The organism is Micromonospora sp. WMMD975, from assembly GCF_029581215.1.
Lineage (GTDB): Bacteria > Actinomycetota > Actinomycetes > Mycobacteriales > Micromonosporaceae > Micromonospora.
On record NZ_CP120739.1, the window covers coordinates 5,640,763 to 5,666,771 of the forward strand.

Annotated in this window: 24 protein-coding genes; 18 read left to right on the forward strand and 6 right to left on the reverse strand. The window is 71.7% G+C overall.

Going from position 1 to position 26,009, the window contains the following annotated elements:
* Window positions 1-184 precede the first annotated feature (184 nt).
* The 9 genes from O7613_RS25035 to O7613_RS25075 all read left to right on the forward strand — a co-directional run bounded on the left by O7613_RS25035 (window position 185) and on the right by O7613_RS25075 (window position 13,575).
* Window positions 185-1,996 carry a Wzz/FepE/Etk N-terminal domain-containing protein gene (locus O7613_RS25035; protein WP_281585919.1) on the forward strand — a complete coding sequence of 604 codons (1,812 nt, stop codon included), beginning with the start codon at window positions 185-187 and terminating at the stop codon, window positions 1,994-1,996.
* Entirely contained in the window at window positions 1,993-3,000 is a 1,008-nt protein-coding gene (locus tag O7613_RS25040; protein ID WP_281585918.1) for a DUF3048 domain-containing protein, read from the forward strand. The genes O7613_RS25035 and O7613_RS25040 overlap by 4 nt, the downstream gene beginning before the upstream one ends.
* Window positions 2,997-4,484, forward strand: coding sequence for an O-antigen ligase family protein (locus tag O7613_RS25045; protein WP_281585917.1), 1,488 nt, complete (start codon window positions 2,997-2,999; stop codon window positions 4,482-4,484). The genes O7613_RS25040 and O7613_RS25045 overlap by 4 nt, the downstream gene beginning before the upstream one ends.
* Window positions 4,484-5,689 carry a hypothetical protein gene (locus tag O7613_RS25050; protein ID WP_282290293.1) on the forward strand — a complete coding sequence of 402 codons (1,206 nt, stop codon included), beginning with the start codon at window positions 4,484-4,486 and terminating at the stop codon, window positions 5,687-5,689. Before O7613_RS25045 ends, O7613_RS25050 begins: the two co-directional genes overlap by 1 nt.
* 17 nt (window positions 5,690-5,706) lie before the next feature.
* The gene (locus O7613_RS25055) at window positions 5,707-6,570 is read left to right on the forward strand and encodes a sulfotransferase domain-containing protein (protein WP_282290294.1); all 864 of its coding nucleotides are present in this window, start codon (window positions 5,707-5,709) and stop codon (window positions 6,568-6,570) included.
* The gene (locus tag O7613_RS25060) at window positions 6,567-8,150 is read left to right on the forward strand and encodes a flippase (RefSeq protein ID WP_282290295.1); all 1,584 of its coding nucleotides are present in this window, start codon (window positions 6,567-6,569) and stop codon (window positions 8,148-8,150) included. Before O7613_RS25055 ends, O7613_RS25060 begins: the two co-directional genes overlap by 4 nt.
* Before the next feature lie 29 nt (window positions 8,151-8,179).
* Window positions 8,180-9,112, forward strand: a complete 933-nt coding sequence (locus tag O7613_RS25065; RefSeq protein ID WP_282290296.1) for a sulfotransferase — start codon at window positions 8,180-8,182, stop codon at window positions 9,110-9,112.
* A gap of 144 nt (window positions 9,113-9,256) precedes the next feature.
* Entirely contained in the window at window positions 9,257-10,303 is a 1,047-nt protein-coding gene (locus O7613_RS25070) for a glycosyl hydrolase (RefSeq protein WP_282290297.1), read from the forward strand.
* Between the two features lie 215 nt (window positions 10,304-10,518).
* A complete protein-coding gene (locus O7613_RS25075) occupies window positions 10,519-13,575 on the forward strand; it encodes a malectin domain-containing carbohydrate-binding protein (RefSeq protein WP_282290298.1) in 3,057 nt (1,018 codons plus the stop codon).
* A gap of 68 nt (window positions 13,576-13,643) precedes the next feature.
* Here O7613_RS25075 and O7613_RS25080 read toward each other — a convergent pair whose 3' ends face one another.
* Window positions 13,644-14,036, reverse strand: a complete 393-nt coding sequence (locus O7613_RS25080) for a CBS domain-containing protein (protein WP_281585910.1) — start codon at window positions 14,034-14,036, stop codon at window positions 13,644-13,646.
* Window positions 14,037-14,148: 112 nt separating this feature from the next.
* Between O7613_RS25080 and O7613_RS25085 the strand changes: the two genes are divergently transcribed.
* From O7613_RS25085 to O7613_RS25100, 4 genes are all read left to right on the forward strand, one after another.
* Window positions 14,149-14,598, forward strand: a complete 450-nt coding sequence (locus O7613_RS25085) for an NUDIX domain-containing protein (protein WP_282290299.1) — start codon at window positions 14,149-14,151, stop codon at window positions 14,596-14,598.
* Between the two features lie 85 nt (window positions 14,599-14,683).
* Entirely contained in the window at window positions 14,684-15,415 is a 732-nt protein-coding gene (locus O7613_RS25090) for a phosphocholine cytidylyltransferase family protein (protein ID WP_281585908.1), read from the forward strand.
* Window positions 15,403-16,470 carry an iron-containing alcohol dehydrogenase family protein gene (locus tag O7613_RS25095; protein WP_282290300.1) on the forward strand — a complete coding sequence of 356 codons (1,068 nt, stop codon included), beginning with the start codon at window positions 15,403-15,405 and terminating at the stop codon, window positions 16,468-16,470. Before O7613_RS25090 ends, O7613_RS25095 begins: the two co-directional genes overlap by 13 nt.
* On the forward strand, window positions 16,445-17,167 hold the full coding sequence (locus O7613_RS25100; protein WP_282290302.1) for a CDP-alcohol phosphatidyltransferase family protein: 723 nt from the start codon (window positions 16,445-16,447) through the stop codon (window positions 17,165-17,167). The genes O7613_RS25095 and O7613_RS25100 overlap by 26 nt, the downstream gene beginning before the upstream one ends.
* Before the next feature lie 610 nt (window positions 17,168-17,777).
* Here the strand turns inward: O7613_RS25100 and O7613_RS25105 are convergent.
* Both O7613_RS25105 and O7613_RS25110 read right to left on the reverse strand, forming a co-directional pair.
* Window positions 17,778-17,972, reverse strand: a complete 195-nt coding sequence (locus tag O7613_RS25105; RefSeq protein ID WP_282290303.1) for a DUF397 domain-containing protein — start codon at window positions 17,970-17,972, stop codon at window positions 17,778-17,780.
* Between the two features lie 8 nt (window positions 17,973-17,980).
* Entirely contained in the window at window positions 17,981-18,808 is an 828-nt protein-coding gene (locus tag O7613_RS25110; protein ID WP_282290305.1) for a helix-turn-helix transcriptional regulator, read from the reverse strand.
* Between the two features lie 217 nt (window positions 18,809-19,025).
* On the opposite strand from O7613_RS25110, the gene O7613_RS25115 reads away from it, so the two are divergent.
* Complete coding sequence (locus tag O7613_RS25115) at window positions 19,026-19,196, forward strand: hypothetical protein (RefSeq protein ID WP_282290306.1); 171 nt, start codon at window positions 19,026-19,028, stop codon at window positions 19,194-19,196.
* Complete coding sequence (locus tag O7613_RS25120; RefSeq protein WP_282290308.1) at window positions 19,183-20,355, forward strand: helix-turn-helix domain-containing protein; 1,173 nt, start codon at window positions 19,183-19,185, stop codon at window positions 20,353-20,355. Before O7613_RS25115 ends, O7613_RS25120 begins: the two co-directional genes overlap by 14 nt.
* A 259-nt stretch (window positions 20,356-20,614) precedes the next feature.
* On the opposite strand, the gene O7613_RS25125 is transcribed toward O7613_RS25120, so the two are convergent.
* Window positions 20,615-21,007: a type II toxin-antitoxin system VapC family toxin gene (locus tag O7613_RS25125; protein ID WP_282290310.1), complete on the reverse strand. Its 393-nt coding sequence runs from the start codon at window positions 21,005-21,007 to the stop codon at window positions 20,615-20,617.
* On the reverse strand, window positions 21,004-21,288 hold the full coding sequence (locus tag O7613_RS25130; protein ID WP_282290312.1) for a type II toxin-antitoxin system Phd/YefM family antitoxin: 285 nt from the start codon (window positions 21,286-21,288) through the stop codon (window positions 21,004-21,006). The genes O7613_RS25125 and O7613_RS25130 overlap by 4 nt, the downstream gene beginning before the upstream one ends.
* A 115-nt stretch (window positions 21,289-21,403) precedes the next feature.
* Here O7613_RS25130 and O7613_RS25135 point away from each other — a divergent pair, with 115 nt between their 5' ends.
* A complete protein-coding gene (locus O7613_RS25135; RefSeq protein WP_282290314.1) occupies window positions 21,404-22,066 on the forward strand; it encodes a maleylpyruvate isomerase N-terminal domain-containing protein in 663 nt (220 codons plus the stop codon).
* Window positions 22,067-22,077: 11 nt separating this feature from the next.
* Here O7613_RS25135 and O7613_RS25140 read toward each other — a convergent pair whose 3' ends face one another.
* A complete protein-coding gene (locus O7613_RS25140) occupies window positions 22,078-23,328 on the reverse strand; it encodes a glycosyltransferase (protein WP_282290316.1) in 1,251 nt (416 codons plus the stop codon).
* Window positions 23,329-23,352: 24 nt separating this feature from the next.
* Between O7613_RS25140 and O7613_RS25145 the strand changes: the two genes are divergently transcribed.
* Together O7613_RS25145 and O7613_RS25150 are read left to right on the forward strand one after the other, a co-directional pair.
* Window positions 23,353-24,213: a DNA-formamidopyrimidine glycosylase family protein gene (locus O7613_RS25145; protein WP_282290318.1), complete on the forward strand. Its 861-nt coding sequence runs from the start codon at window positions 23,353-23,355 to the stop codon at window positions 24,211-24,213.
* Between the two features lie 281 nt (window positions 24,214-24,494).
* The gene (locus tag O7613_RS25150) at window positions 24,495-26,000 is read left to right on the forward strand and encodes a sugar transferase (protein ID WP_281585895.1); all 1,506 of its coding nucleotides are present in this window, start codon (window positions 24,495-24,497) and stop codon (window positions 25,998-26,000) included.
* Window positions 26,001-26,009: the final 9 nt, after the last annotated feature.

Here is a 26,009-nt window from a genome sequence, read left to right on the forward strand (position 1 = left end):
GGTACCCGCCCGAATGGCCAGCTCCGATCGGCCATCTCTACGCGGGCTGCCCACACCCGGGCAGGCTTACCGGAACGTGAGCAGACTTTCCCTCAACGTTCGGATCGGGGACACTCGAAGTCACGGTCAGTTCCAGCTGTGCCGTGGACTGCCCGGCTCGGTCGAAAGGGAGCGACAGACTCTGATGCCCTCACCCCATTTGGCCGAGAGCGACGCCGACGGTCTTGCCCTGATGGCCTACCTGGGCTGGTTGCGCCGCCGCTGGTGGATCCTGCTGCTCGCCGCCTTCCTCGGCCTGGCCGGCGGCCTGGCGGTGAGCCAGCTCCAGGAGGCGCGCTACACCTCGACCACGTCGCTGCTGGTGCGCCCGCTCGGTTCCGGAGCGGAGAGCAACCCGAACGCCAAGGTCAACCTCGACACCGAGGCGCAGGTGGTCCGTTCGCTCGTGGTGGCCGAGCGGGCCAAGGGCCTGATGAAGGTCGACACCGGCGGCGACGTGCTGGTCAAGTCGGTGACCGTCAGCGTGCCGCCGAACAGCCAGATCCTCCAGGTGGCGTACGAGGCGGGCAGCCCGGCCCAGGCGCAGGCGGGCTCGCACGCCTTCGCCCAGGCCTACCTCGACCTGCGCAAGGCCACCGCGCAGAAGACGCTGGAGAACGAGACGAACGCGCTCAAGCAGCAGATCGCCGACGTGCAGAAGCAGCTCAGCGCCGTCGCCGGGCGGATCGCCGCGTCCCCGTCCAACTCGCCGGAGCGGGAGCGCGCCGAGGCCGACCGCAACGTGTTGACCAATCAGCTCAGCGGGCTCAACAACCGGCTCAGCCCGCTGGTCTCCACCGCCTCCGACCCCGGCGAGATCATCTCCGACGCCCGGCTGCCCGAGCGGCCCAGCTCGCCGAACCGCACCCTGAACCTGGCCAGCGGCATGGGAGCCGGCCTGCTGCTCGGCATCGTGCTGGCGCTGGTGCTCGACCGGCTCGACACCCGGATCCGGCGCGGGCGCGACATCTCCGACCGGGTCGGCCTGCCGTTGCTGCTCGAGCTGACGTCCCGGGTGCCGTCGCTCTCCGTGCTCCCCGCCACCCACCGGGTCTCCCGCGAGCTGGGCCGCCTGCGCAACGTGCTGCTCTCCGCCGTCCCCGAGCCGGCCCAGGCCGGGCGCGGTCGCCAGCTCCTGCTCTGCGACGGCTCGGCCGGCGCCGCCGCCGGGTTCGTGGCGGCCAACCTGGCCGCCGCGTACGCCCGCACCGGCGCGCAGGTCGCGCTGGTCACCACCAAGCCGGACTCGGCGTTGAGCGGCATCACCGGGGTGGCCGAGGGGCGACACAGCCTCGCCTCGGTGCTCCGCCGGGACGTGCCGGCGCTCAAGGCGCTGGCCCCGGTGCCGGGGCTCGGCCAGCTCCGGGTGCTCGTCCCGGGCGAACTGGACGCGGAGGTCGAGCTGCCCGTCGCCGGCCTGTTGGAGATCCTGCACGAGCTGACCGCGCGCTTCGACCACGTGCTGATCGAGACGGCGCAGCCGACCTACGCCGTGGAGGCCCAGGCCCTGGGTCGATACGTCGACGCGGTGATCATGGTGGCCGAGGCCGGCAAGACCCGCAGTGGTGAGATCACCGCGGCACTCCAGCAGTTCGAGCAGGTGAACGCGCCGGTGATCGGCGCCGTGCTGGCGCCGCGCCTGCCCGCGCCGCCCGGCGGCGCCACCCGCCCGGCGGCGTCGGCCGCGTCGGCCGGTGGGACCGCTCCGGCGAACCCGGCCGACCGGGGCAAGTCCCGCCCGAGTCCCGGCCCGTCCGCCGAGTCGACCATGGTGCTGCCGCGCATGCAGTCGTCCCGCTCCGGTCCGGCCGCCGGGTCGGCGAAGCCGGCCTCCCCCGCCAAGGGTGGCGCTCCGGGCAAGCCGACGCCGGTCAACGGCGCCGGTGGCACCTACCGTTCCCGGGGCGAGGGCGACGGCCGCAGCTACGCCATCGACTCCGGCGAGGACCTGGGGTGAACCGCCGGCAGATGCTCCGCGCCACCCTCGCGCCGGCCGTCGTCCTCGGTGTCGGCGCGGGGTGCAGCGAGCCGCAGCCCAAGCCGGGCAGCGCCAACGTGGTGGACCCGGGCGACGTGACCACGTCGTCGGCCGCGCCGAGCCCGACGTCGAGCCTGCCGGCGGGCCCGTTGACCGGGGCGCCGGTCGGCACGGCGGCGGCGGCGACCCGCCAGGCGGTCGCGGTGCCGCTGCGGGTGAGCCCCGCCACCACCCCCGCCGGCCTGGACGCCGCCGACCTGGTCTACACCGAGTTCGCCGAGTCGGACACGCTGCACCTGACCGCGGTGTTCCACTCCAGGGACGCTGCCAAGATCGGGCCGGTCACCGAGATCCGGCCGGTCGACATCCGGTCGGTCTCGGTGCTGCGCCCGTTCGTCGGCTACGACGGTGGCCCGACCGGCTTCCTCAGCCAGTTCGAGAACTCCGACCTCGACGGCGTGACCCCGGACGACGGGGGCAAGGTCTTCAGCGGCGACTACACCTCCACGGCCGCGCTGCTCAAGGCCGCCCCGAAGGGCGGTCAGCCGCCCACGCCGGCCCTGGACCACGCCACGAACGGCGACGCGCTCGCCGCCCGGGACCTCGCCCCCGCCGCCGAACTGTCCGTCACCGTCTCCGGCGGCCCGCCGATGACCTGGCGATACGACAAGCAGAAGTCGCTCTGGGTGACCAAGGTCGGCAAGACGACGGTGACGGCGGTCTCGGTGATCGTGCTGACCATGGAATACCGCACGCTCGAGGTGCGGAAGCCGTCGTTCCGCTCGCTGCCGTCGGCGAACGTCTTCGGTGAGGGCGCGGTGGTGGCGGTGTCCGGCCCGAACAGCGCCAAGGGCCGGTGGCGCAAGCCCGGCCTGGGGATGGTCTGCACGCTCGCGGACGTCGGCGGTGACCTGCTGCACCCGCAGCCCGGCAACGCCTGGGTGATCTACGCGCCGACCACCGCCAAGGTCACCGTGAAATGAGCACCGTCACCCCACCCCGCCCGGCGCGGGGGTCGGTGCCGCTCGGCGCGGTGGCGCCGCCCGAGGGGAGCCGCCTCCCGCCGGTCCGGCTCCGGCCGAAGGGTTGGTCGTGGCGGCTGCCGACCGCGTGGCCGCTGATCTCCCTCTTCCTGCTCTGGCCGGTGTGGTGGGCGCTCGGGGTGTCAAGCTTCGTCTTCATCATCTTCGCGGTGCCGATGGTGGTGCAGATGGCCCGGCGAGGTCCGGTCCGGGTGCCGCCCGGCTTCGGCATCTGGCTGATCCTGCTGCTCTGGCTGTTCTTGTCCGCGTCGACGCTCGGGCTCACCGCCCCGGACACGCTGCCGCCCGGTGGTGGCGGCGGCCGTTACCTCGGCTGGGGCATCCGACTGGCGAACTTCGTCGCCATGACCGTGGCGATGCTCTACGTCTACAACCTCAGCGAGCGGGAGCTGTCCCGGCGCCGGATGATCCGGCTCTTCGGGTTCATGGGCGTGGTGGTGGTGGTCGGCGGCTGGATCGGCTCGCTGTTTCCGACCCTCGGCTTCGTCGCGCCGCTGCGTTTCGTCCTGCCGCACTCGATCGCCACCCACCCGTTCGTCGCCTCGCTGATGGACGTCAAGTTCGCCCAGGTCCAGCAGGTGATCGAGGGCGAGGCCAGCTCGCCCCGACCGTCCGCGCCGTTCACCTACACGAACTCGTGGGGGGAGAACACCGCGATCCTGCTGGTCTGGCTGGTCGCCGGCTGGGTGGTGCTGGGAAAGCCGCTGCGCCGCACGGCCGGGGTGGCGATCGCCCTGGCCGCGATCTTCCCGATCATCTACTCGCTCAACCGTGGGCTCTGGATCGGCGTCGGCATCGCCGCGGCGTACGTGGCGCTGCGGCTCGCGCTGCGCGGCCGGATGGTGGTGCTCGGCGGGCTCGCCCTGGCGGTGGGGCTGATCGGCGTGCTGATCGTCGCCACCCCGCTCGGCCGCACCTTCGACGAACGGCTCCAGAACGGGCACAGCGACGACATCCGCACCACCCTGTCCGAGGGCGCGATGAAAGCGGCCAACCACTCGCCGATCCTCGGCTACGGCGGCAATCGGGCGCTGATCGGCAGCAACCGCTCGATCGCCATCGGCAAGTCCGACGACTGCAAGCAGTGCGGCAACCGGGAGCTGGGCAGCAACGGCCAACTCTGGGCGCTGCTCGTCGGTCAGGGCTGGGTCGGCGCGCTCGCCTACAACGGCTTCTTCCTCTACAGCCTCTGGCGATACCGGCGCGACCACAGCGCGATCGGGATCGCCGGTACGCTCGTGATCATTTTGATGCTCTTCTTCCAGTTCACCTACGGGGCACTGGAAGCCACCCTCGCCTACGCCCTGATCTCGGTAGCCCTGCTGGCCCGCAACGACCGGCAGCGCCGGGCGCTCGCACCGGAGCCACCTCGGGGCACGATCGCCGGGCTACGGGCCCGACTGGAAGCTGCCGGTGACCGCTGATGGTGTTCCTCGTACCCCCGGACGGCGACGGCCGTTCCGCCTACCTCGGTGAGCTGGCCGGCCTGATCTGGCCGGAACCGGCCGAACCGGCCCTGCGCCGCGGCGGCGACGGCTGGGTCGTGGTGCCGTCGGCCGCCCGGCCGCGGCTGCTGGTGCCCACCGGCTCGGGCCGGGCCGCGGCCGGCGCCGTGCGGCACTCCACCGAAGCGGTCGGCCGCAAGGCCAAGCTGGTCCGGCAAGGGCTGGCCACCGCGTTCCGGTTCGGGCTCGGGCCGTTGGTGTTCCGCGACCGGCTGGTCGTCGACGGCGGCGGGCTGGACGCCTACCTGACCGAGGTGCTCGGCGAACCGGCGCTTGTCAGCCTGCACATCGGGCCGGCGCGGGCCAACCGCAAGCCGGTGCTGCAACTGCTCGCGCCGGACGGCCGGGCCCTCGGCTACGCGAAGCTCGGCGTCGACCCGCTGACCCGTGCCCTGGTGCACGCGGAGGCCGCCGCGTTGCGCCGCCTCGCCGGCGTGCCGCTCGGCCCGGTCGTGCTGGCCGGGGTACGCCACCACGGCGAGTGGCACGGGCACGCGCTGTTGGTGCAGGAGGCGCTGCCGGTGCGGCTGCCCCGGGCCGCGCCGGCCGTGGCGGCCGAGGCCGAGCGGGCCGCCATGGTGGCGGTGGCCGGCTGCCTCGGCGTACGCCGGGAGTCGTGGGCGGCCAGCGGGCACGCGGCGCGGCTCGGCGCGGCGGTGGACGCGCTCGGTGACCGGCCGGAGGCCGGGCGGCTGCGCGCGGTGCTGGCCTCGGTCGCCGAGGCCGACCCGGTGGTGGCCTTCGGCGCCTGGCACGGGGACTGGAACGGCGGTAACAGCGCGGTGCTTGCCGACGGCCGGGTGCTGGTGTGGGACTGGGAGCGGTTCGAGTCGGACGTGCCGGCCGGCTACGACGCGCTGCACCTGGCGGTGCAGGGCGCGATGAGCCACGACGGGGTGGAGCCGGTCGAGGCGGCCCGGGCGCTGATCGCCGGCGCCGACCGGACGCTCGCGCCGTTCGATGCCGCCGGCGGGAGCGCCGACCTGGTCGCCGTGCTCTATCTGGTGGAGCTGGCGGCGCGTTATCTGCGGGACCGGCAGGCGGAGGCGGGTGCGCGACTGGGGCATGTCGACACCTGGCTGCTGCCCGCCGTGGAGGAGCACCTGGCCCGCCGGGCCGGGTGAGAGTGAGGGGTGGGGACGTGACGGTGGCCAGGGAGCAGGCGCTCCGCGCGGTGAAGTCGGTGAGCCGGACGGTCGGTCGGTTGACCGCGGGTTCACGGATGGTGCCGGGATTCCTGATCGTGGGGGCGCAGCGGTGTGGCACCACCTCGCTGTTCAAGACGCTGTCGCAGCACCCCGGTGTGCTGCCGCCCGCCTACCACAAGGGCGTGCACTACTTCGACATGGACTACCGCCGGGGGATGAGCTGGTATCTGGGGCACTTCCCCACCACCGGCAAGGCGGAGGCGGTGAAGGCGCAGCTCGGCGTACGCGGGATCAGCGGCGAGTCGAGCCCCTACTACATGTTCCACCCGCTGGCCGGGCAGCGGATCGCCAAGGACCTGCCCTCGGTGAAGCTGCTGGTGCTGCTGCGTGACCCGGTGGAGCGGGCCTACTCGGCGCACTCGCACGAGCTGGCCCGCGGCTACGAGACCGAGGCGGACTTCGAGCGGGCGCTGGCGTTGGAGGAGCAGCGGACGGCGGGCGAGCGGGAGCGGATGACCGCCGACCCGAACTACCACAGCGAGCACCTGCAACACAACTCCTACCTGGCCCGGGGCCGCTACATCGAGCAGGTGGAGCGGCTGGAGGCGCTTGTCGGCCGGGACCGGCTGCACGTCATCGACAGCGACGACTTCTTCGCCGACCCGCGGCCCTCCTTCGACGCGGTCTGCGACTTCCTCGACATTCCCCGCTGGGCGGACATCGCCTTCGGCAAGCACAACTCGCGGTCCCGGTCGCCGATGTCGGCCGAGCTGCGGGCCCGGCTGGAGGACCACTTCGCCCCGTACGACGAGCGGCTGGCCTCCTGGTGGGGACGCGTGCCGTCGTGGCGGCGGTGAGCCGGGCGGACGCCGACGCCACGGTCGTCCTACCGGCGGTCCGGCCGGCTCCGGGCGCGGGCCTGGGCGGCGTGGCCCGGCAGGGCTTCGCCAACCTGGTCGGGGTGGGCCTGGCCGCGGTGGCCGGTTTCGGCCTCAACATCGTCATCGCCCGGGGCTGGTCGGTCCGTGAGGCCGGCATGTTCTTCGCGGCCACGAGCGCCTTCATGATCGCCGCGTCGGCGGCCCGGCTCGGCACCGACGTGGGCACCGTCTACTTCGTCAGCCGGCAGCGGACGCTCGACCGGCGGGACCAGATCCGCGGCACGATCCTGGTCGGGCTGCTGCCGGTGCTGGCGGTCGGCGTGCTGCTCGGCGCGGCCGGTTGGCTGGCCGCCCCGGCGCTGGCCCGGGCGACCATGCCGGAGGCCGGCCCGGACGCGGTGACCGCGCTGCGTATCCTGCTGACGTTCGTGCCGCTGGCGGCGTTGAACGACTACGCGCTCGCGGCCTGCCGCGGCTTCGGGCAGATGCGCCCGTTGCTGACCGTGGAGCGGCTCGGCCGCACCCTGGTGCAGTTCCTGGCCGTGGCGGTCGCGGCCTGGCTCGGGCTCTCCGCCACCGTCGCGCTGCCGCTGGCCTGGGTGGTGCCCTACCTGCTCGCCGCCGTGGTCGCGCTGGTGTGGCTGGGCCGGCTGGTCGGCCGGGCCGGCCGGCAGGTGACCCGACCGGTCCCGGCGGGCGAGTTGTGGGTGCCGTTCTGGCGGTTCACCGGGCCGCGCGCGGTAAGCAGCGTGGCCGCGATCGTGGTGCAGCGGCTGGACATCGTGCTGCTCAGCGCGCTGCGCGGGCCGGCGGACGCGGCGATCTACACGGCCGCGACCCGTTTCCTGGTGCTGGGTCAGCTCTCCAGCATCGCGCTCTCCAGCACGGTGCAGCACCGGCTGGCCGCCGCCTTCGCCCGCGACGACCGGGCCGAGGCCCGGCAGCTCTACCAGGCCGCCACCGGCTGGTTGGTGCTGCTCTCCTGGCCGGCGTACCTGATCTTCGCAGCCTTCGCCGTGCCCATGCTGGCGTTGTTCGGCGAAGGCTACGCCGACGGCCGCCGGGTCGTGGTCCTGCTCGCGTTGACCATGTTGGTGGCGACCGGGTGCGGCATGGTGGACATGGTGCTCAACATGGCCGGCCGCACCGCGTGGACGTTCTACAACGCGATGGGCGGCACGGTGCTCAACGTGGTGGCGAACCTGGTGCTCATCCCGCGCTACGGCATCCTCGGCGCCGCCCTGGCCTGGACCGTCTCCATCCTGGTCACCAACCTGGTGCCGCTGACCCAGCTCTGGTGGTCGATGCGGCTGCACCCGTTCGGCGCGGGCACCCGGGCCGCGATGGCGCTCGCGGTCGTCGCGCTGGGCCTGCCGCTCGGGGTGGCCAGCCTGCTCGGGGCCGCGCCTGCGGTGCTCGCGCTGGTGACGGTCGCCGGCACGGTGGCCTACCTGGCCGGCGTGTGGCGCTGGCGGCGCACCCTGCACCTCGACGCGCTGCGGGCGTTGCGCCGTGGCCGTAACCGGGCCGGGGCGGACCCGGCCGCCCAGTCCTGACCCGTTCCTGCGTACCGATGGGACCTTCGATGACGAGCGACTCCCCCCTCCCCCCGCACGCCGGGCTGTCCACTGTGAAGGCCGCGAAGCTCGCCGCGGTCGGCCTGCTGGCCGACCGGAAGGAGCGCCGGGACCTAGAACGCCCGGTGGAGTCCGGCAACCGGAGGTTCACGCTGAAGGTGGAGCGGCCGATCTTCATTCTCGGCGCGCCGCGTTCCGGCACCACGTTCCTGGGCAGTTGCGTGGGGGCGCTGCCGGACGTCTCCTACCACTACGAGCCCCGGCTGACCAAGGCGGTCGCCCGCTGCGTCTACGAGGGAAGCTGGTCGCCGCAGCGGGCTGCGCGCTACTTCCGCGGCTACTACGGCGCGCTGCTCGCCGCGTCCGGTCACGGTGGGCTGCGGTTCGCCGAGAAGGACCCGGAGAACTGCTTCATCGTGCCGTTCCTGGCCGAGGTCTTCCCGGACGCGGTCTTCCTGCACGTCTACCGGGACGGTCGGGACGTCGCCGTGTCGCACGCGGAGCAGCCCTGGTTGAACGCCGCGTCGACGGGCACCGGGCGCAGCGGCCGGGGCGGCACGCCGTGGGGCGCGGCACCCCGCTTCTGGGTGGAGCCCGACCGGCGCGACGAGTTCAGCCGGGTCTCCGACCTGGGCCGGTCCGCCTGGATGTGGCGGCGTTTCACCGGCAGCGCGCTGACCCAGCTCGCCGAGCTGCCCGCCGATCGGGTCCGGCACCTGCGCTACGAGGACGTCGTGCGCCGTCCGGCCGAGGCGGCCGAGGTCGTCGCCGACTTCCTGGAGGTGGGCGACCCGGCCGGGCGGAAGGCGTTGCACGCCCGGTTCGCGAAGGCCCGGCCCAACTCGGTGGGACGGTGGCGGCAGCGACTGACCGAAGAGGACCTGGCTGACGTGCTGGCACAGGCGGGCCCGCTGCTGACCGAACTCGACTACCACCCGTGAGCGCGCGTCCACGGGTAGAGTTCCAGGGGTCGCCCGCCCGACCCGGCGTGCCGCTCCGTTGACGTGGAGCCCCTCGGGTCGACGACCGTGCGGCGGTGACCATCCTGGGGAGAGGTTGCGGTGGTACGACGGTTTCGACGGACGATGGCGACCCTGATCGCGTTGGCCTGTCTGGCACCTGTGGTCGCGGCGTGCGACTCCGGGTCGCCGGATCCGGCGGATCGGGCGACGTCTGCGGCGCCGCCACCGCCCACGGTGACGCCCCGCAAGGGTGCGGTCCAGACCACCGGCCGCGGGCCGGAGCTGCCCGAGAAGGGCGCCTGGGTGGGCGCCTGGGTGAAGCCCGATTTCCACAACGCCACCGGCCGCGCGTCGGCGTGGGACGCCTTCAACCAGGCAGCCGGCGGCCAACTCGCCATCGCGCACATGTTCCACGAGTGGAACGAGCCGTTCCCGGGCGCGACCGAGCGGGCGTTCCAGGCCCAGGGCAAGCTCCAGATGATCTCCTGGCAGGGCACCGACACCCGGTCGACGGTCAGCGGCGTCTACGACGCGCTGATCCGCCAGCGGGCGCAGGACGTCAAGGCGTTCGGCGTGCCGGTGCTGCTGCGCTACCGGTGGGAGATGGACCGGCCGAACCTGGCCGCCAGCATGCACTCGCCGGAGGACTACGTCGCCGCCTGGAAGCATGTGCGGGCCATCTTCACCGAGGTCGGCGTCACGAACGCGGCCTGGACGTGGTGCCCGCACGCCGACGGGTTCGCCGAGCCCGAACGCCGGGCCGCCGACTACTACCCCGGGGACGACCAGGTCGACTGGCTCTGCACCGACGTCTATCCGAGCCCGGAGTGGAACAGCTTCAGCAACCGGATGGACCACTTCATGGCGTTCGCCAAGAAGCACCCGCGGCCGGTGGTGATCGGCGAGTACGGGCTTACCCAGGACGGCCGCCCGGGGCAGCGGGCCGAATGGATGCGCGAGGTCGGTCCCTATCTGAAGAAGCACCCGCAGATCAAGGCGGTGCTCTATTTCGCGGCCCGGCAGACCGAGAAGCCGCTGTACGACAGCACGTTCGGCGCCGACCCGGAGAGCCAGGCGGCGTTCCGGGAGATGGCCACCGACCCATACTTCAACCCGCCCATGCCTGACCTGAGTGTTTCCGCTGCGCCACCCTCCGTAGGCAATCGGTGATCATCCCTCGTCTTTTCGTGCGACCCGGTCCGCTTCCTCGGCCAAAAAGGTCGATCCCGGGTGGACGCGCGGCGGCCGGATGCGAGAAAGTATTGCTCTCACGTCTGCGGTCGGCCGGGTAACCCCACCTCACGTCGGCACCGGCCACGACCGCAGCGCCTCCGACGTTCCCCCCGGAGCAGCCTGTGCCTTCCTCGTTCCTGAGACACCGCTCGGTGTCCGCCTTCGGCGCCGCCGTGCTCGGCATCGCCACCCTGTTCACGCCGGTGCCGGCACTTGCCGCGCCCGCGGCCACGGTCGCACCCGACCACAGCACGCTTGTCGGTGAGGCGACGTCGGACAAGACGCCGAACATCAACGACGGCAACGTCGTGGCCATCTACGACGCCGGCAGCAAGGTGATCGTCGGCGGTTCGTTCACCAACGCGCAGAACCGCGGCTCGTCGCCCACCCCGGTCGACCGCCGGGGCGTGCTCGCCTTCGACAAGGCGACCGGCAAGATCGACAACGCGTTCGCGCCGCTGCTCGACGGCGACGTGACCGCGGTGATCGCCGGCCCGACGCCGGGCACGGTCTACCTCGCCGGTGGGTTCAACAAGGTCGACGGCAAGAGCTTCCGCAAGCTCGTGCTGCTGAACGTCGCCGACGGCACCCCGATCGACGGCTTCAAGGGCCCGGCGTTCAACGGCGCGGTCAGCGACCTCGCGCTCATCGACGACCACCTGCTCGTCGGCGGCATCTTCAGCACGGTCACCGCGACCACCGACCGGGCCGGGCTCGCCTCGCTCAACCCGAAGACCGGCGCGGTCGACGACTACCTCACCGTGTCGCTGACCGAGCACCACAACTGGACGGCGACCAACGGCGGCGCCTCGGCCGGCGTCGGCGTCGAGAAGATGACCGTCTCGCCGAACGGCAAGCACCTCGTGGTCATCGGCAACTTCAAGAAGGCCGACGGCGTCGTGCACGACCAGATCGTGCGGATCGACCTGGGCGCGAGTTCCGCCACCGTCGCCGACTGGAACACCGACAGCTACTCCGGCGCCTGCAAGTACAGCGCGTTCGACTCGTGGGTACGGGACGTGCAGTTCTCGCCGGACGGCAAGTACTTCGTGGTGGGCACCACCGGTGCTTCGTTCCCGGGCACGCTCTGCGACTCGGCGGCCCGCTGGGAGACCGACGCCACCGGCGCCGGCCAGAAGCCGACCTGGACCAACTTCAGCGGCGGCGACACCTTCCTCTCCGTCGGCATCAGCGAGAAGGCCGTCTACGTCGGCGGTCACTTCCGCTGGTCGAACAACCCGCTCGGGCGCGACAAGGCCGGGCCGGGCGCGGTGCCGCGGGCCAGCATCGCGGCGCTCGACCCGGTCAGCGGCCTGCCGCTGTCCTGGAACCCGGGCCGCCACCCGCGCGGCTACGGCGTCACCGAGATGCTTGTCACCCCGCAGGGCCTCTGGCTGGGCAGCGACCAGGAATACATCGGCAACCGCGAATTCCAGCGGAAGCGGCTGGCCTTCTTCCCGCTGGACGGCGGCAACGCCCCGCACTCGACCAGCACGAAGGGCCTGCCCGGCGACATCTACCAGGCCGGTCGGGCGGCGCAGACCGAGGTGCTCTACCGGGTCAACGCCGGTGGACCGGCCATCCCGGCGACCGACGGCGGGCCGGACTGGGCCGCCGACAGCACCACCGCGCCCAGCCCGCACCACAACAGCGGCAACAGCGTGTCGACGTACAGCACGAACGCCACGTTCGACGACACCGTCCCGGCGAGCACCCCGACGACGCTGTTCAACAGCGAGCGGTGGGACGAGGCCGCCGCGCCGGACATGCAGTGGGACATCCCGGTCGCGGCCGGCACCCGGGTCGACGTCCGCCTCTACCTGGCCAACCGCTACTCCCGGACGGGCACCGTCGGCAAGCGGAAGTTCGACGTCAGCATCGACGGCGTGCTCAAGCTGAACGACTTCGACCCGGTCGCCGTCGCCGGTGGCACCGACCGCGGCACGATGCAGTCCTTCTCCGTGGTCAGCGACGGCGTGGTCGACGTCGACTTCGGCCGCGAGCTGGAGAACCCGCTGATCCAGGGCATCGAGATCGTCAAGACCGCGCCGACGCCTGATGCCTCGGACGTGCTCTACCGGGTCAACGCGGGCGGTGCCGAGCTGGCCGCGCCGAGCGGGCCGGCCTGGGCCGGTGACAGCCCGACCGCGCCGAGCGAATACCACAACGCCGGCAGCCAGGTCCTGACGTACGGCACGAACGCCTCGTTCGACGCCACGGTGCCGGCGGACACGCCGGTCGAGGTGTTCAACAGCGAGCGCTGGGACGAGGCGCCCGCACCGGACATGCAGTGGGACTTCCCGGTGCCGGCCGGCACCCCGGTGCAGGTGCGGCTCTACCTCGCCAACCGCTACAACGGCACCTCCACCGCCGGGAAGCGCAAGTTCAACGTCAGCGTCGACGGCGTGCTGAAGTTGAGCAACTTCGACCCGATCGCCGCGATCGGCGCCACCAACAAGGGCACCATGCGCGCCTTCTCGGTCACCAGCGACGGCAACATCGACATCGACTTCGGTCGGGTCCTGGAGAACCCGCTGGTCCAGGGCATCGAGATCGTCAAGCTGCCGCCGGTGCCGCCGGCCACCACCGTCGACAGCATCACCAAGCGGTCGTACGACGGCGCGAGCAAGGTCGGCACCGCGATGTCGGTGCCGAACCCCGACGACACCCGCTGGTCGGGCGTCAAGGGCGCGTTCTGGGTCGGCGGTGACCTGTTCTACGGCGTCGGCGGCAACCTCTACAAGCGCTCGTTCGACGGCACCGAGTTCGGCACCCCGAAGAAGCTCGACCCGTACCACGACGAGAAGTGGGACCTGATCGAGACCGGCTCCGCGCCCGAGGGCTCGACGTACGCGGGCATGACTGTCAACTTCTCCGCCGAGCTGCCGAACGTGACGGCCATGTTCTACTCCAAGGGCCGGGTCTACTACACGCTCGCCGGCCAGCGCACCCTGTTCTGGCGTGGGTTCGCACCGGACACCGGCACGGTCGGCGCGGAGCGGTTCACGGTCGCCGGGACCACCGCCTTCGCCGACGCGGGCGGCCTGATCCTGGACGGCGAGAAGCTCTACGTCGTCTCCCGGAGCACCGGCAGCCTGTCCTCGATGGCGTGGTCGGACGGCGTGCCGACCGACACCGCCACGGTGCTCAGCGGTCCGACCGTCGACGACGTGGACTGGCGCGGCACCGCGGTCTTCGTCGGCCCCTGACGGGACGGCACGACCGCGACACCCCGCACGACGATGGCCCGGCCGGTATCGGCCGGGCCATCGCCCGTTCAGGCGCGGGTCGGTGCGTGTTCCCGTGCCCAGACCCGCATCAGGTCACGTACCGAGATGACGCCGGCCACCTCCCGGCCGTCGAGCACCACCAGGTGGCGGAACCCGCCCCGGGCCATCGCCGCAGCCGCCTCCTCGATCGTCCAGTCCGGGCCGGCGTAGACGACGTCCCAGGTCAGGTGGGCGGCGGTACGCTCGACGTCCGGGTCGAGCCCGGCTCCGATCGCCTTCAACACGTCGCGTTCGGTCATGATCCCGACTCCCTCGGAGTCCGGGTCGATCACGACCGCCGACCCGACACCGCGGGCCGACATCATCCGGGCCGCCTGGCGGAGCGTGTGCTCCGGGCCGACCACGAGAACCTCGTTGGACATCGCTTCCCGTACCTGCATCACACATCACTCCTGTGGGACGGCGACTGGGTACGGACATGGTGGGCCATCGATGCGTACCGGGACAAGAAGGGGCATCGCCCGAGACGGCGCGGACGGCTACGGTCGGAGGGTGCCCACCGACCCCCTCCGCTGCGCCGGCGCGCTGATCGTCGACGACGACGGCCGCATCTTCGTGCAGCGCCGCGCCCCCGGGCGACGCCTCTTCCCCAACTGCTGGGACATCGCCGGCGGTCACCTGGAGCCGGGTGAGGAGATCGACGACGCGCTGCGCCGGGAGGTCACCGAGGAGACCGGCTGGACGGTGTCGCACGTGCTGGGCCTGGTCGGCGAATACCGCTACACCGCTGACGACGGGCTGACTCGGGTGGAGACCGACTTCCTGGTCCGGGTGGACGGCGACCTGAGCCGGCCCCGCCTGGAGCCGACCGAGCACACCGAGTTCCGCTGGCTGGCGGAGCGGGACATCGCCCTGCTCGACGAGCACCGGGACGTGAACGACGGGATGATCCGGCGGATCCTGGCGGACGGCTTCGCCGCGCTGCGGTCGATCGGGCTGTAGGGCGATCACGGGCTGCACCCGGAGCGCCGGGCTGCCGACGTTATCCTCGCCTCGTGGAATCGGTCGAGAAGAGGAGCGTGTCGGCATGATCGGGATGGTGCTCGCCGCGGGTGCGGGGCGCCGGCTGCGGCCGTACACGGACACCCTGCCCAAGGCCCTGGTGCCGGTCGACGGGGAGATCACCATCCTCGACATCGCGTTGCGCAACCTCGCCGCGGTGGGGCTGACCGAGGTCGTGATCGTGGTCGGCTACGCGGCCGACGCGGTCCGGCAGCGGCAGGCCGAGCTGGCGGAGAAGTACGGCGTCACGATCACGCTTGTCGACAACGACAAGGCCGAGGAGTGGAACAACGCCTACTCGCTCTGGCTGGCCCGGGAGCACTTCTCCCGGGGCGTGCTGCTCGTCAACGGCGACACCGTGCACCCGGTGAGCGTGGAGAAGACGCTGCTGGCCGAGCGCGGGCCGGGCGTCCTGCTGGCCGTGGACACGCTCAAGCCGCTGGCCGAGGAGGAGATGAAGACGACCTTCGACGCCGCCGGCCAGCTCACCCGGATCACCAAGCTGATGGACCCGGGCGAGGCGTACGGCGAGTACATCGGCGCGACGCTGATCGAGCCGCAGGTGGCCGACGCGCTCGCCGACGCGCTGGAGGCGACGTGGCGGCGTGACCCGAACCTCTACTACGAGGACGGCTACCAGGAGTTCGCCGACCGGGGCGGCGAGGTGCGGGCGGCGCCGATCGGGGACGTCTCCTGGGTCGAGGTCGACAACCACGAGGACCTGGCCCGGGCGCGGGAGATCGCGTGCCGCTACTAGCCCGTAGCGTCCTCACCCCGCTGCACATCGACGTGCGGCGGGGCGCGGTGGCGGACCTGGCGTCGATCCTCTCCGACGGCCGGATCTCCGCCGGTGGTGACGTCGCCGTGGTGGTCGGGCCGGGGCAGGGCGAGAAGATCGCCGAGCTGATCCGGCCGTCGCTGCGGTCGGCGGACGTGTTCACCGTGGCCGGGGGCACTCTGGACGCCGCCGACGAGTTGGGCGGCAAGCTGCGCGCCCGGTCGTACGACGCGGTGGTCGGCATCGGCGGCGGCAAGACCATCGACGTGGCGAAGTACGCCGCCACCCGGCGTGGGCTGCCGATGGTGACGGTGGCGACCGCGCTCGCCAACGACGGGATCGCCTCGCCGGTGGCCAGCCTGATCACCGAGGGCCTGAAGGGCTCCTACGGGGTGCACATCCCGATCGCGGTGATCGTCGACCTGGACTTCGTGGAGGCCGGACCGGAGCGGCACAACCGCGCCGGCATCGGCGACGTGGTGAGCAACATCAGCGCGCTCGCCGACTGGGAGCTGGCCCGCCAGGTACGCGGTGAGCCGGTCGACGGGCTGGCCGCGTCGCTGGCCCGGGCCGGCGCCGAGGCGGTGCTCAACCACCCGGGCGACATGACCGACGACGCGTTCGTCACGGTGCTGGCCGAGGCGCTGATCTCCAGCGGCCTGGCGATGGCGGTCTGCGGCACCAGCCGCCCGTCCAGCGGCGGCTGCCACGAGATCATGCACGCGATCGACGCGCTCTTTCCCGGCACCGCCTCGCACGGCGAGCTGGCCGGGCTGGGCGCGTTGTTCTGCACGTTCCTACGCGGCGACGAGCGCCGGTTCGCCGAGATGTCCGCCTGCCTGGCCCGGCACGGGCTGCCCCGGCTGCCGGCCGAGGTGGAGCTGACCGACCACCAGTTCGTCGAGGCGGTGCAGTTCGCGCCCGCCACCCGGCCGGACCGCTACACCATCCTCGAACACCTGGCGATGTCGGCTTCCGAGACCCGGGAGCGGCTGGCAGACTACGCCGGTGCCCTCCGCGACCGCCTTGGCTGAGCCCCGTCCCACCGTCGCCGACTTCCACCGGGTCAACCGGGGTGGCGGCCTGTTCAGCGAGTCGATCAGCCAGTGGATCGGGGCGGCGTTCGCGCTCGTCGCCCAGCGGCTGGGCCTGCGCCCGACCGCGTTGACGCTTGCCAACCTGGTGCTGGGGCTGGCCGCCTCGGTGGCCGTGGTCGCGCTCGCCGACGACGTGGCCGCCGGCACCGTGCCGGCCTGGGTGGTCGGCCTGGTCGCCCTGGTCGGCTGGCAGATCGCGTACGCGCTCGACTGCGCCGACGGGCAGCTCGCCCGGGTGACCGGGCAGGGCAGCGCGGCCGGCGCCCGGATCGACGTGCTCTGCGACGTGGCCGCCCAGATCGCGCTGGTGGCCGCTCTGTCCGCCACGGCAGTGGCGCAGCGGCCGACGACGCCGGTGTGGCTGGTGGCGGTCTTCGCCGGCACCTGGATGGTCAACCTGGTGACCTCGGTGATGCAGTCCGGCCCGAACGCGGCAAGCATGGTCACCTCGACGTCGCTGCCGGTCCGGGTGGTGAAGCTGGTCCGCGACTACGGCGCGGTGATCTTCGTGGCCGGCCTGGTGCTGGTGTTCGCGCCCGCGCTGGCGTTCTGGGTGATGGTGGCGTTCACCGTCGTCAACGGCGGCTTCCTGCTCGCCAGCATCGCCTTCTCCGCCCGCGCCGCACTGCGCTGAGGGCTCCCCCGGCGCGCCTGCCTCTGCCTCTGCCCGGGGCGTGGGCCGATCGCCACCACCTCGCCGAAGTGGCGCCATCCGGGCGCGGTCGATGCCGCCACTTCGCCGTGCTGGTGTTGATCAGACCGCTGACCCCGGCCGCTGACCCCGGCCGCTGACCCCGGCCTACCCCGACACCTACCCGCCGGACTCAGCGCTCGTCACTCTGTGTGTCGCCAAAGAGGCGGAAGACAAGTACCTCTCTGCTGCCTTTGCTCTGCAGCCGCCGACGCAGCGGTAACGCACGGTCCCCGCTGCGCGGGTGGCTGCAGAGCAAAGGCAGCCGGAGGGGAAAGGGTGGTAGATCCGGGCCATGAGCATCCGCCCAGTTCAGGATCGGTTTTACGGATCGAGAGGTGGAGCGAGGCGACAGGGTTAGCCATCTCCGCGCAACGCAGCGTAATCGATGCCCGATTCGTCCCTTGCAGTTACTCAGGGTCGCGATAATCGTCGATCGCCGCTGACGGAGTCGACAAACCTCGCCCGCTCCGACTACTCGGCCGGCTGGCACCCGCCGAGCTGCATCACGTCGAAGAGCCCATCCGGCAGATCTTCGGCCTCTGACGGACGGTTAGTTGCTCTTAAGAGAGTCGATGAAGGTGCGCCAACCGGTGGCGTCGAAGGCCAACGCGGGACCGGCCTTGTCCTTGCTGTCGCGAACGGCCACCCCGTCGCGGAGGTCGGCCACCTCGACACACGCGCCGCCGTTGGAGTCGCTGCGGGTGGACTTGCGCCACACCAAACCGGCGAGGTCCGGGTTCGACATGTCAGCCTCTACTTCATCTCGTCCGCGATCCCCAGAATGAGCCGGCGGGACTCCGCCGGCCCGAGGGCCGCAGCTTGAAGACGGCCCCACAACCGATTGTAGGACCGGAGCGATTCGGGGCTGTCGAGGTAATCCGCGTCGGTGAACGTCTCCAGGTAGACGACATCAGAGGCGACCTCTTCCCCGAAGCGGAGGAGGATGAAGTTGTACGAGGCTGTCACGTACGTCTCGGCATCCAGGGGAAAGACCTGGATAGTCACATTTGGACGATTGGTAATAGCGGCGATATGGGATAGCTGCTCCCGCATTGCTACCCGATCACCGAGATCGCGCCGCAGCGCCGACTCGCTGAGGATGAAGCTCAGCTCCGGCCCGTCCGGACGATCGATCACCTTTTGTCGTTCGAGGCGCACTGCGGTCTGCGCCCCAACGTCCTCACCTTCGATGATCGCTCGGATGTAGGGCTCGATCTGGAGGATGCCGGGGATGACCTCGGATTGGTACCAGCGGATCTCCGCCGCGTCCGCCTCCAGGTCGAGGTACTGCCGGAACCAGTCCGGCACCACGTTGCGGTAGCCGCTCCACCGCCCTCGCTGCCGGCCGGCGCGGGCGAGGTCCCGTAGCGGCTCGGCATCCTCGCCGGTCACCCCGTAGAAGTCGAGCAACAGCTTCAGGTCGGTCAGCCGGATGCCGGACTGTCCCAACTCCAGTCGGCTGACCTTGCTCGATGCCGAGTCGATGACCTCTGCGGCCTCTTCCTGGGTCTTGCCTGCCGCCTCGCGGGCCCGCTTGAGGGCGTTGCCGAGACGACGCCTCTGGATCGTCGGGGTGACCATGCGGCGAGTATGCCGCTCCTCCGACCGCCGATCGGACGACACGCCGTGAGTTCCCAAATCAGGAACATCTCGCTAGCCTACTTTTCTGGACTTCTAATTTAGGTAACCGGAGGAACCTTCAAGGAGGGTCCATGGCTCGACACGGAATGACCCCGATGCGCCCCGGCCTGCTGCGCTCGCTGACCCTCGCTGGGCAGCAGCGCGCGGAGGGCTGGTCGTGACGAGGCGACGGAAGGCCGAGCGCGAGGACCGGGGCGAACAGATCCAGGCGGCGGAACGGGAGGCCGCCCGGCAGCGGCTTCTCGCCCAGGCCGAGGCGGAGCGGATACCGGCCGAGGACACCACCCGGGCGGTCCCGGACCGGCGGTGGCAGCGTGAACAGAAGTGAACTGCTGCCGGTCGGCCGACGCGTGGCCTACTTGCGGGGGCGACGCAAGCTGTCGCAGCAGGTGTTCGCCGATCGGCTCGGGCGGTCGAAGTCCTGGGCCGACAAGGTCGAGCGGGGTGTCCGGTCCCTGGACAAGGTGTCGACGTTGCGGGACATCGCCGCCGTCCTGCGGATCGACACCGCCGTGCTGCTCGGCCAAGATGCACAACCTGCTGCGATCACCGAGCGGGCCGAGGGCGTGGAGCGGATCCGGGCGGCCCTTTCGGCGTACGACATCGGGCCGTCGGGTCGCGGCCCGGTGCTGCCGGCGGACCGGTTGGCCCGGGACGTCGAGCATGCCTGGGTGATGTTTCAGCATGCCCGGTATCCGCAGGTGATCGCCGCCGTGCCGGGGGTGCTGGCCGGCGTGCGGCGTGTCGACGGGTGGGGGCGTCCGCTGCTGGTGGAGGCGTACCGGCTCACCGCCTCGCTGCTGGTGAAGCTCGGCGAGGTCGAGTTGGGCTGGCTGGCCGCGGACCGGGCCATGGCCGCCGCGGCCGGCGATCGGGTGTTGGTGGCCGCCGCCGCGGTGCAGCTCGGGCAGGTGTTCCGCGCGTCGGGGCGGGCGCGGGAGGCGCAGTCCGCCACGTTGGCGGCGGCATACCGGATCGCCCCGGAGGACGGTTCCCCCGGCGACTTGTCGCTGTGCGGGACGTTGCTTGTGCAGGCCGCGCTGGGGGCGGCCCGCCGGGGCGACGACCGGGCCGCCGCCGACCTCATCGACGAGGCCGCCGGCATGGCCGCCCAGATCGGCGAGGGCCACGACCTTCACCGGACCGCGTTCGGGCCGACGGCGGTCGACCTGGCCCGTGGTGTCGCAGCCCTCGACCTGGGCGATGCGAGCGAGGCAATCCTCTGGCACGAGCGGACGACCGGGCGGGACGCCTGGCGGTGGCTACCGCTGGAACACCGCGCGGCGCACCTGGTCGACGCTGCCCGCGCCTACCTCCAGGCCGACCACCCCGTCAGCGCCGGCCGGGTGCTTGTCGACGCGGATCGGATGGCACCCGCTGAGGTACGCCAGCGGCCGGCCGCCCGGAAGGTGCTCGCCCAGGTGGCCCGCGACCCGCGTGCTCCGGCCACGATCATCCGACTCGCCGCCGCCCTCGGGGTGAGCTGAGCATGACCGGGCCGTTCCTGTCGTTGGCCCAGATCCGCAACCGGTTGATCCTCACCGCCCGAGCGATCCTCCGTGACCACCGGTCCGACTCGGACGGCCGCTGCCGGGTCTGCCGGATTGCGGACTGTGCGGTGGCGATCGCAGCCCGCAACGTCATTCATACCGCCGAACAAGCCGAACCTCCGGCTCGGCCGGCGAGCCCACTCTGATCACGATGATCGTCCGTCCGGGACACCGTCACTCCCGTCAGCGAGGTGGCTCAGTTGGCGCCCGGAGACGCGACCGGCAGGCCCACCGACGCTGCGATGTCCGACATCCGCTTGTCGTACGTGACCAACACGTCGAGTACCTCACCGAGACCTTGGGCACTGGCCACATGCAGCGCATCCAGCGTCCGGATGCCTGACGGGAGGGCTGCCGCAGAGTCCCGGACCTCCTCGGTCAACAGAATCTCGGTGAAGTCCCGAGCCAACATCGCCATGGCATCCGGATAGTCACCGATCCGGTCGAGGGTGCGAACCGTCTCGACGAATCCAACGGAACTGGTTCCCATCGGCATACCTGCCCGGTCCGCCAGGAAGTCCTGCAGCTCTGTGGCGTAGGTACGGCCGGCGAGCAGTGTGATCAAAGCGGACGAGTCCAGGTAGATCACCGCTCGTCCTCCTCGCGGTCGGCGAGTAGCAGATCAAGGGGTGACACACCGGGCGGGACGTCGTACCTGGGGATCCGGTCGATATCACTGGTGGTGGTCGCCTTGAGACGAATAGCCCCTTTGGCGACCAGGGTCGCGTACCTGCCCATTATCCCCGAGCCCGGCAGAAGCACGGCGATCACGCTGCCGTGCCGGGTAACCTCGATCGTCTCGCCCTGCTCGACGCGGGCGAACATCGCGCTGGGGTTGTAGGAGAACTCGCGCACGGACACGGTGCTCACACCACACCTCCTTTGTACCAACAACATCGTGATTGTACCTACAGCAAGACTCGCCGGGTGCTTGTCGACGCGGATCGGATGGCACCTGGTGCACCGAGTTGCCAGGAATGGCACCATGACGACGGTGGATCTGTTCTTATCCTCGTGGGCGGCACTGCGTACGGCGGTGGCCGAGCTTGCCGGTCCGGACTTCGAACGACCCTCCGGTTGCGCCGGCTGGCTGGTCCGCGACCTGGCCTGCCACCTGATCATCGACGCGCAGGACGTGCTGATCACGCTCGCCACACCCGTCGACGCGGAGCCGACCAGGGATGCGGTGACCTACTGGAATGTCGTCCAGCCCCCGACCGGCGACGATCCGCTCGACGCGCTGACCGTGCGGCTGGCCGCCGCGTACGGCGATCCGGCCCTGCTGAAGTTTCACCTCGACGACGTCGGATCGGCCGCCGGACGCGCCGCCGCACTCGCGGACCCGACCGTTCGGGTCGGCACCCGTGGCGAGGTACTCACCGTGTCGGACTACCTCGGTGCGTACGTCCTGGAATGGACCTTGCACCATCTCGACCTGGCCGCGCATCTGCCGGACCTGGCCGGGCCGCCGGCCGACGGGTTGGCCCGCTCCCGCGCGATGCTGGAGACGATCAGCGGCGCCGCGTTCCCCCGGTCGTTCTCCGACCGGGACGCGTTGCTGATCGGCACCGGGCGGCGGACGCCGACCGGCCCGGAACGCGCCGAGTTGGGCGGACCGGCCGCGTCGCTGCCGTTCGTCCTCGGCTGACGGGCCGGCGGTCAGGCCAGGCCGGCGTAGACGTCCAGCAGGCGCTTGGTGATCACGTCGGGGTGGAACGTGCGCTCGTAGCGAGCGCGGGCCGCCTCCGCCAACGCGGATGCCTCCGCCGACGCCAGCGGCAGTGCGGCAGCAAGCGCCTCGACCTCCGGCGCGACCACCCAGCCGGCCTCGCCGCGCTGCACGCCTGTCGGCAGCGGCACCCGCCCGTCGCCGGGCGCGGCAGTGGCCACCTCGGCCGGGCCGGTGCCGGCGGGCTCGCGCGGGGTGTCCGCGCCGACCAGGTACGGGATGCCGCCGAGCGCGGTGCCGAGCACCGGCCGACCGGCGGCGAGCGCCTCGATGATCACGGTGGGCAGCACGTCGTGCCAGGTCGAGGTGGCGAGCACCACGGCGCTGTCGGCGAGCGCGGCGCGTACCCCGGGGCGGTCGAGCTGGCCCAGGTAGAGCACGTCGGGCCGCTCGGCGGCGGCGGCCTCGGCGAGCGGGCGCAGCTCGCCGTCACCGGCGATGCGCAGCGGGCCGAGCGCGCCCACCGGGTGCCGCCGCCATGCCGAGAGCAGCAGGTCCAACCCCTTTTCCGGGCTGAGCCGGCCCATGAACAGGAAACCGTTGCCCGGCGGCACCGGCGTGCCCGGGTCCGGCACCGCGTTGGGCTTGACCACGATCCGCTCGTCCGGGATGCCGTAGTCCCGCAGGTGGTCGGCGACCGCCGTGGTGAGCGCGATGTAGCGGTCCACCGACCGCCAGGTGGGGCGGTGCACGGCGAGCGTGGTGGCCATCAGCGCGCTCTGTGCCCGGGAGTCGCGGTAGCAGCGGTGCACGATCGCCGGCACGCCGAACGCGCGACCTCGGCAGTCCTGGCAGATCACGCCGTCGCGGAAGTAGAGACCGGAGGAGCAGACCTGCCGGTAGTTGTGCACCGTCTGCACCACCGGCACACCCCGCCTGTGCGCGGTCCGCACCACCCAGGGCGAGAGCAGGGGGTACGGGTTGTGCAGGTGCAGCGCGTCCGGTCGGTGCTCGGTGAGCAGGCGGTCGAGGTCGTGTTGGGCCTTCGGGGCCCAGATCGGTGAGATCGGCAGCAGCGCCTTGGCCGCCCTGGACATCGAGGGGATCTCGTCGGAGCTGCGCAGGAACGGCAGCACCTCCACGCCCGCGGCGGTGAGCTGGGCGATCTCCGCGTCGACGATGGTGTTCTCACCGGAGGGCTGCGCTTCCCGGTACCGGTTGTGTGCCACCACGATTCTCACGGGAAAGAAGGCTACCGTTGTCCCGTGCCTGAACTACCGGAGGTGGAAGCGCTCGCCGGTTACCTGCGTGAGCGGGCGGTCGGCCGGCGGGTCGAGCGGTTCGAGGTGGCCGCGATCAACGCGCTGAAGACGTACGATCCGCCGCCGAGCGCGGTCGCGGGCCGGACGGTCACCGGCGCGGGCCGGCACGGGAAGTTCCTGGATGTCCGGTTCGGTGACGACCTGCGCCTGGTGGTCCACCTGGCCCGGGCGGGGTGGCTGCATTACCGGGAGGCATTTCCCTCGGCGGTCCCGTTGCGGCCCGGCAAGGGTCCGATCGCGGTGCGGGTACGCCTCGACGACGGTTCCGGCTTCGACCTGACCGAGGCGGGCACCCAGAAGAAGCTGGCCGCGTACCTGGTCACCGACCCGGCCCAGGTGCCGGGCGTGTCGAAGTTGGGCCCGGACGCGCTGGAGGCCGACCTGCCCACGTTCTGCGAGCGGCTGCGCAGTCGCCGGGGTCAGGTCAAGGGCGTGTTGACCGACCAGGCGGTGCTTGCCGGCGTCGGCAACGCGTACTCGGACGAGATCCTGCACGCGGCGCGGCTCTCCCCGTTCGCGATCACCGACCGGCTCACCGACGACCAGCTCGCCGGCCTGCACGCGGCGACCCGGACGGTGCTCGGCGACGCGGTCCGGCGGTCGATGGGGCAGCGGGCCGCGGAGTTGAAGGGTGAGAAACGGTCGGGCTTGAAGGTGCACGCCCGGAAGGGCCTGCCCTGTCCGGTCTGCGGCGACACGGTGCGTGAGGTGTCGTTCGCCGATTCGAGCCTGCAATACTGCCCGACCTGTCAGACCGGCGGTAAGCCGCTCGCTGACCGAAGGTTGTCCCGCCTCGTACGGTGAGTAACCATCCCGGTTGGTTACTGAGCGGAATCGACCGGGGATCGCGGAAGGTCCCATCCCGCGCCTCTACCCGAGCCGTCATCCATCGGTATAGTGGCTCGGTCCCCGGCTTCACATCTGACGCGGAGCCGGCCAGTTCTCCGGCGAGCGCGTGGGAGACTGGGACGGTGAGCGACCCGGTTCCTCACGGCGAGTGAGGGCACGGGTCATGCGGGAGGACATGGGTTGAGGTGACGACAAGCCTCCAGCGCCCGGTAACCGACACAGGCCGGAGCAAGAGCGTGCGGCACGTCGACAGCTTTGAGATCCAGCCGCCGACTCCGCCGTCGCATAACGGCGTACCCCGGTCGGCGTGGGCCCGCGCCCGGCGCCGGGTCTCCCGCTGGCACCGTCCCTACATCGCGGCGCTGCTGCTGCTCGACTTCGGCGCGGCGGCGCTCGCCAGCTTCCTGGCCGTGCAGATCTTCGAGCAGGCGAACTCCGGTTTTCGCAACTCGCCCGAGGCGTGGTTCTACACCGTGGCGTTCCTGCTCCTGCCGCTCGGCTGGATGCTGTTCCTGTGGGGCAACCGGGCGTACGACCGGCGCTACCTCGGTCTCGGGCCGGACGAGTTCAAGCGGGTGATCCGTTCCGGCGTGGCGGTGGCCGCCACCGTCTCGTTCCTGGCCTTCGCCACCAAGACGACCCTCTCCCGGTGGACCGTCGGGTTCGCGCTGCTCGGCGCCCTGCTGCTGATCCTGCTCGGCCGGATGATCGCCCGCTCCTGCCTGCACGCCTTGCGCCGCCGGATCGGGCAGGCCGGGCACCGGATGGTGCTCGTCGGCACGCTGCCGGAGTGCCTGGAGGTCTACACCACCGTCACCCGCAACCCCGGCGTCGGCCTGGTGCCGGTGGCGATCCACCTCACCGACGGGTACGCCGCCGCCCGCGGCCTCCAGACCCCGGTGCCGGTGTACGCCGGCCGCGACGTGCTGGCGCTCGTCCGCGAGGTCGGCGGCGACACCATCGCGGTCTGCGGTTCGGCCAGCGCCGAGCCGGGCGAGTTGCGCCGGCTGGCCTGGCAGCTGGAGGGCTCCGGCGTCGACCTGGTGGTGGCACCGCAGCTCACCGACATCGCCGGTCCCCGGGTGCACATCCGCCCGATCGAGGGCCTGCCGCTGCTGCACGTCGAGGAGCCGACGCTCTCCGGGCCGGCGCTGCTGGCCAAGAGCCTGATGGACCGGGCCGCCGCCGGGCTGGGCCTGCTGCTGCTCACCCCGCTCTTCGCCGCGGTCGCGCTCGCCATCCGGATCTCCGACCCCGGGCCGGTGTTCTTCCGGCAGCCCCGGGTCGGGCACGAGGGGCGCACCTTCCGGGTGTGGAAGTTCCGCACCATGTACGTGGACGCCGAGGAGCGGCTCGCCGGTCTGGTGGACCGGAACGAGACCGACGGCATGCTGTTCAAGATGAAGCAGGATCCCCGGGTCTTCCCGGTGGGTCGCTTCCTGCGGGCGTCGTCGCTCGACGAGCTGCCCCAGTTGATCAACGTGCTCTGGGGCGAGATGTCGCTCGTCGGGCCGCGCCCGCTGCCCGCCGACGACGGCGACTTCCTGGGCGACGTGCGGCGCCGGCTGCTGGTGCGCCCCGGCATGACCGGGCTGTGGCAGGTTTCCGGCCGCTCCGACCTGTCCTGGGACGAGGCGGTCCGGCTCGACCTCTACTACGTCGACAACTGGTCGCTCGCCTACGACCTGAGCATCCTGTGGCGGACCGTCGGGGTGGTGCTGGCGCGCAAGGGCGCGTACTAACCTTCCGGG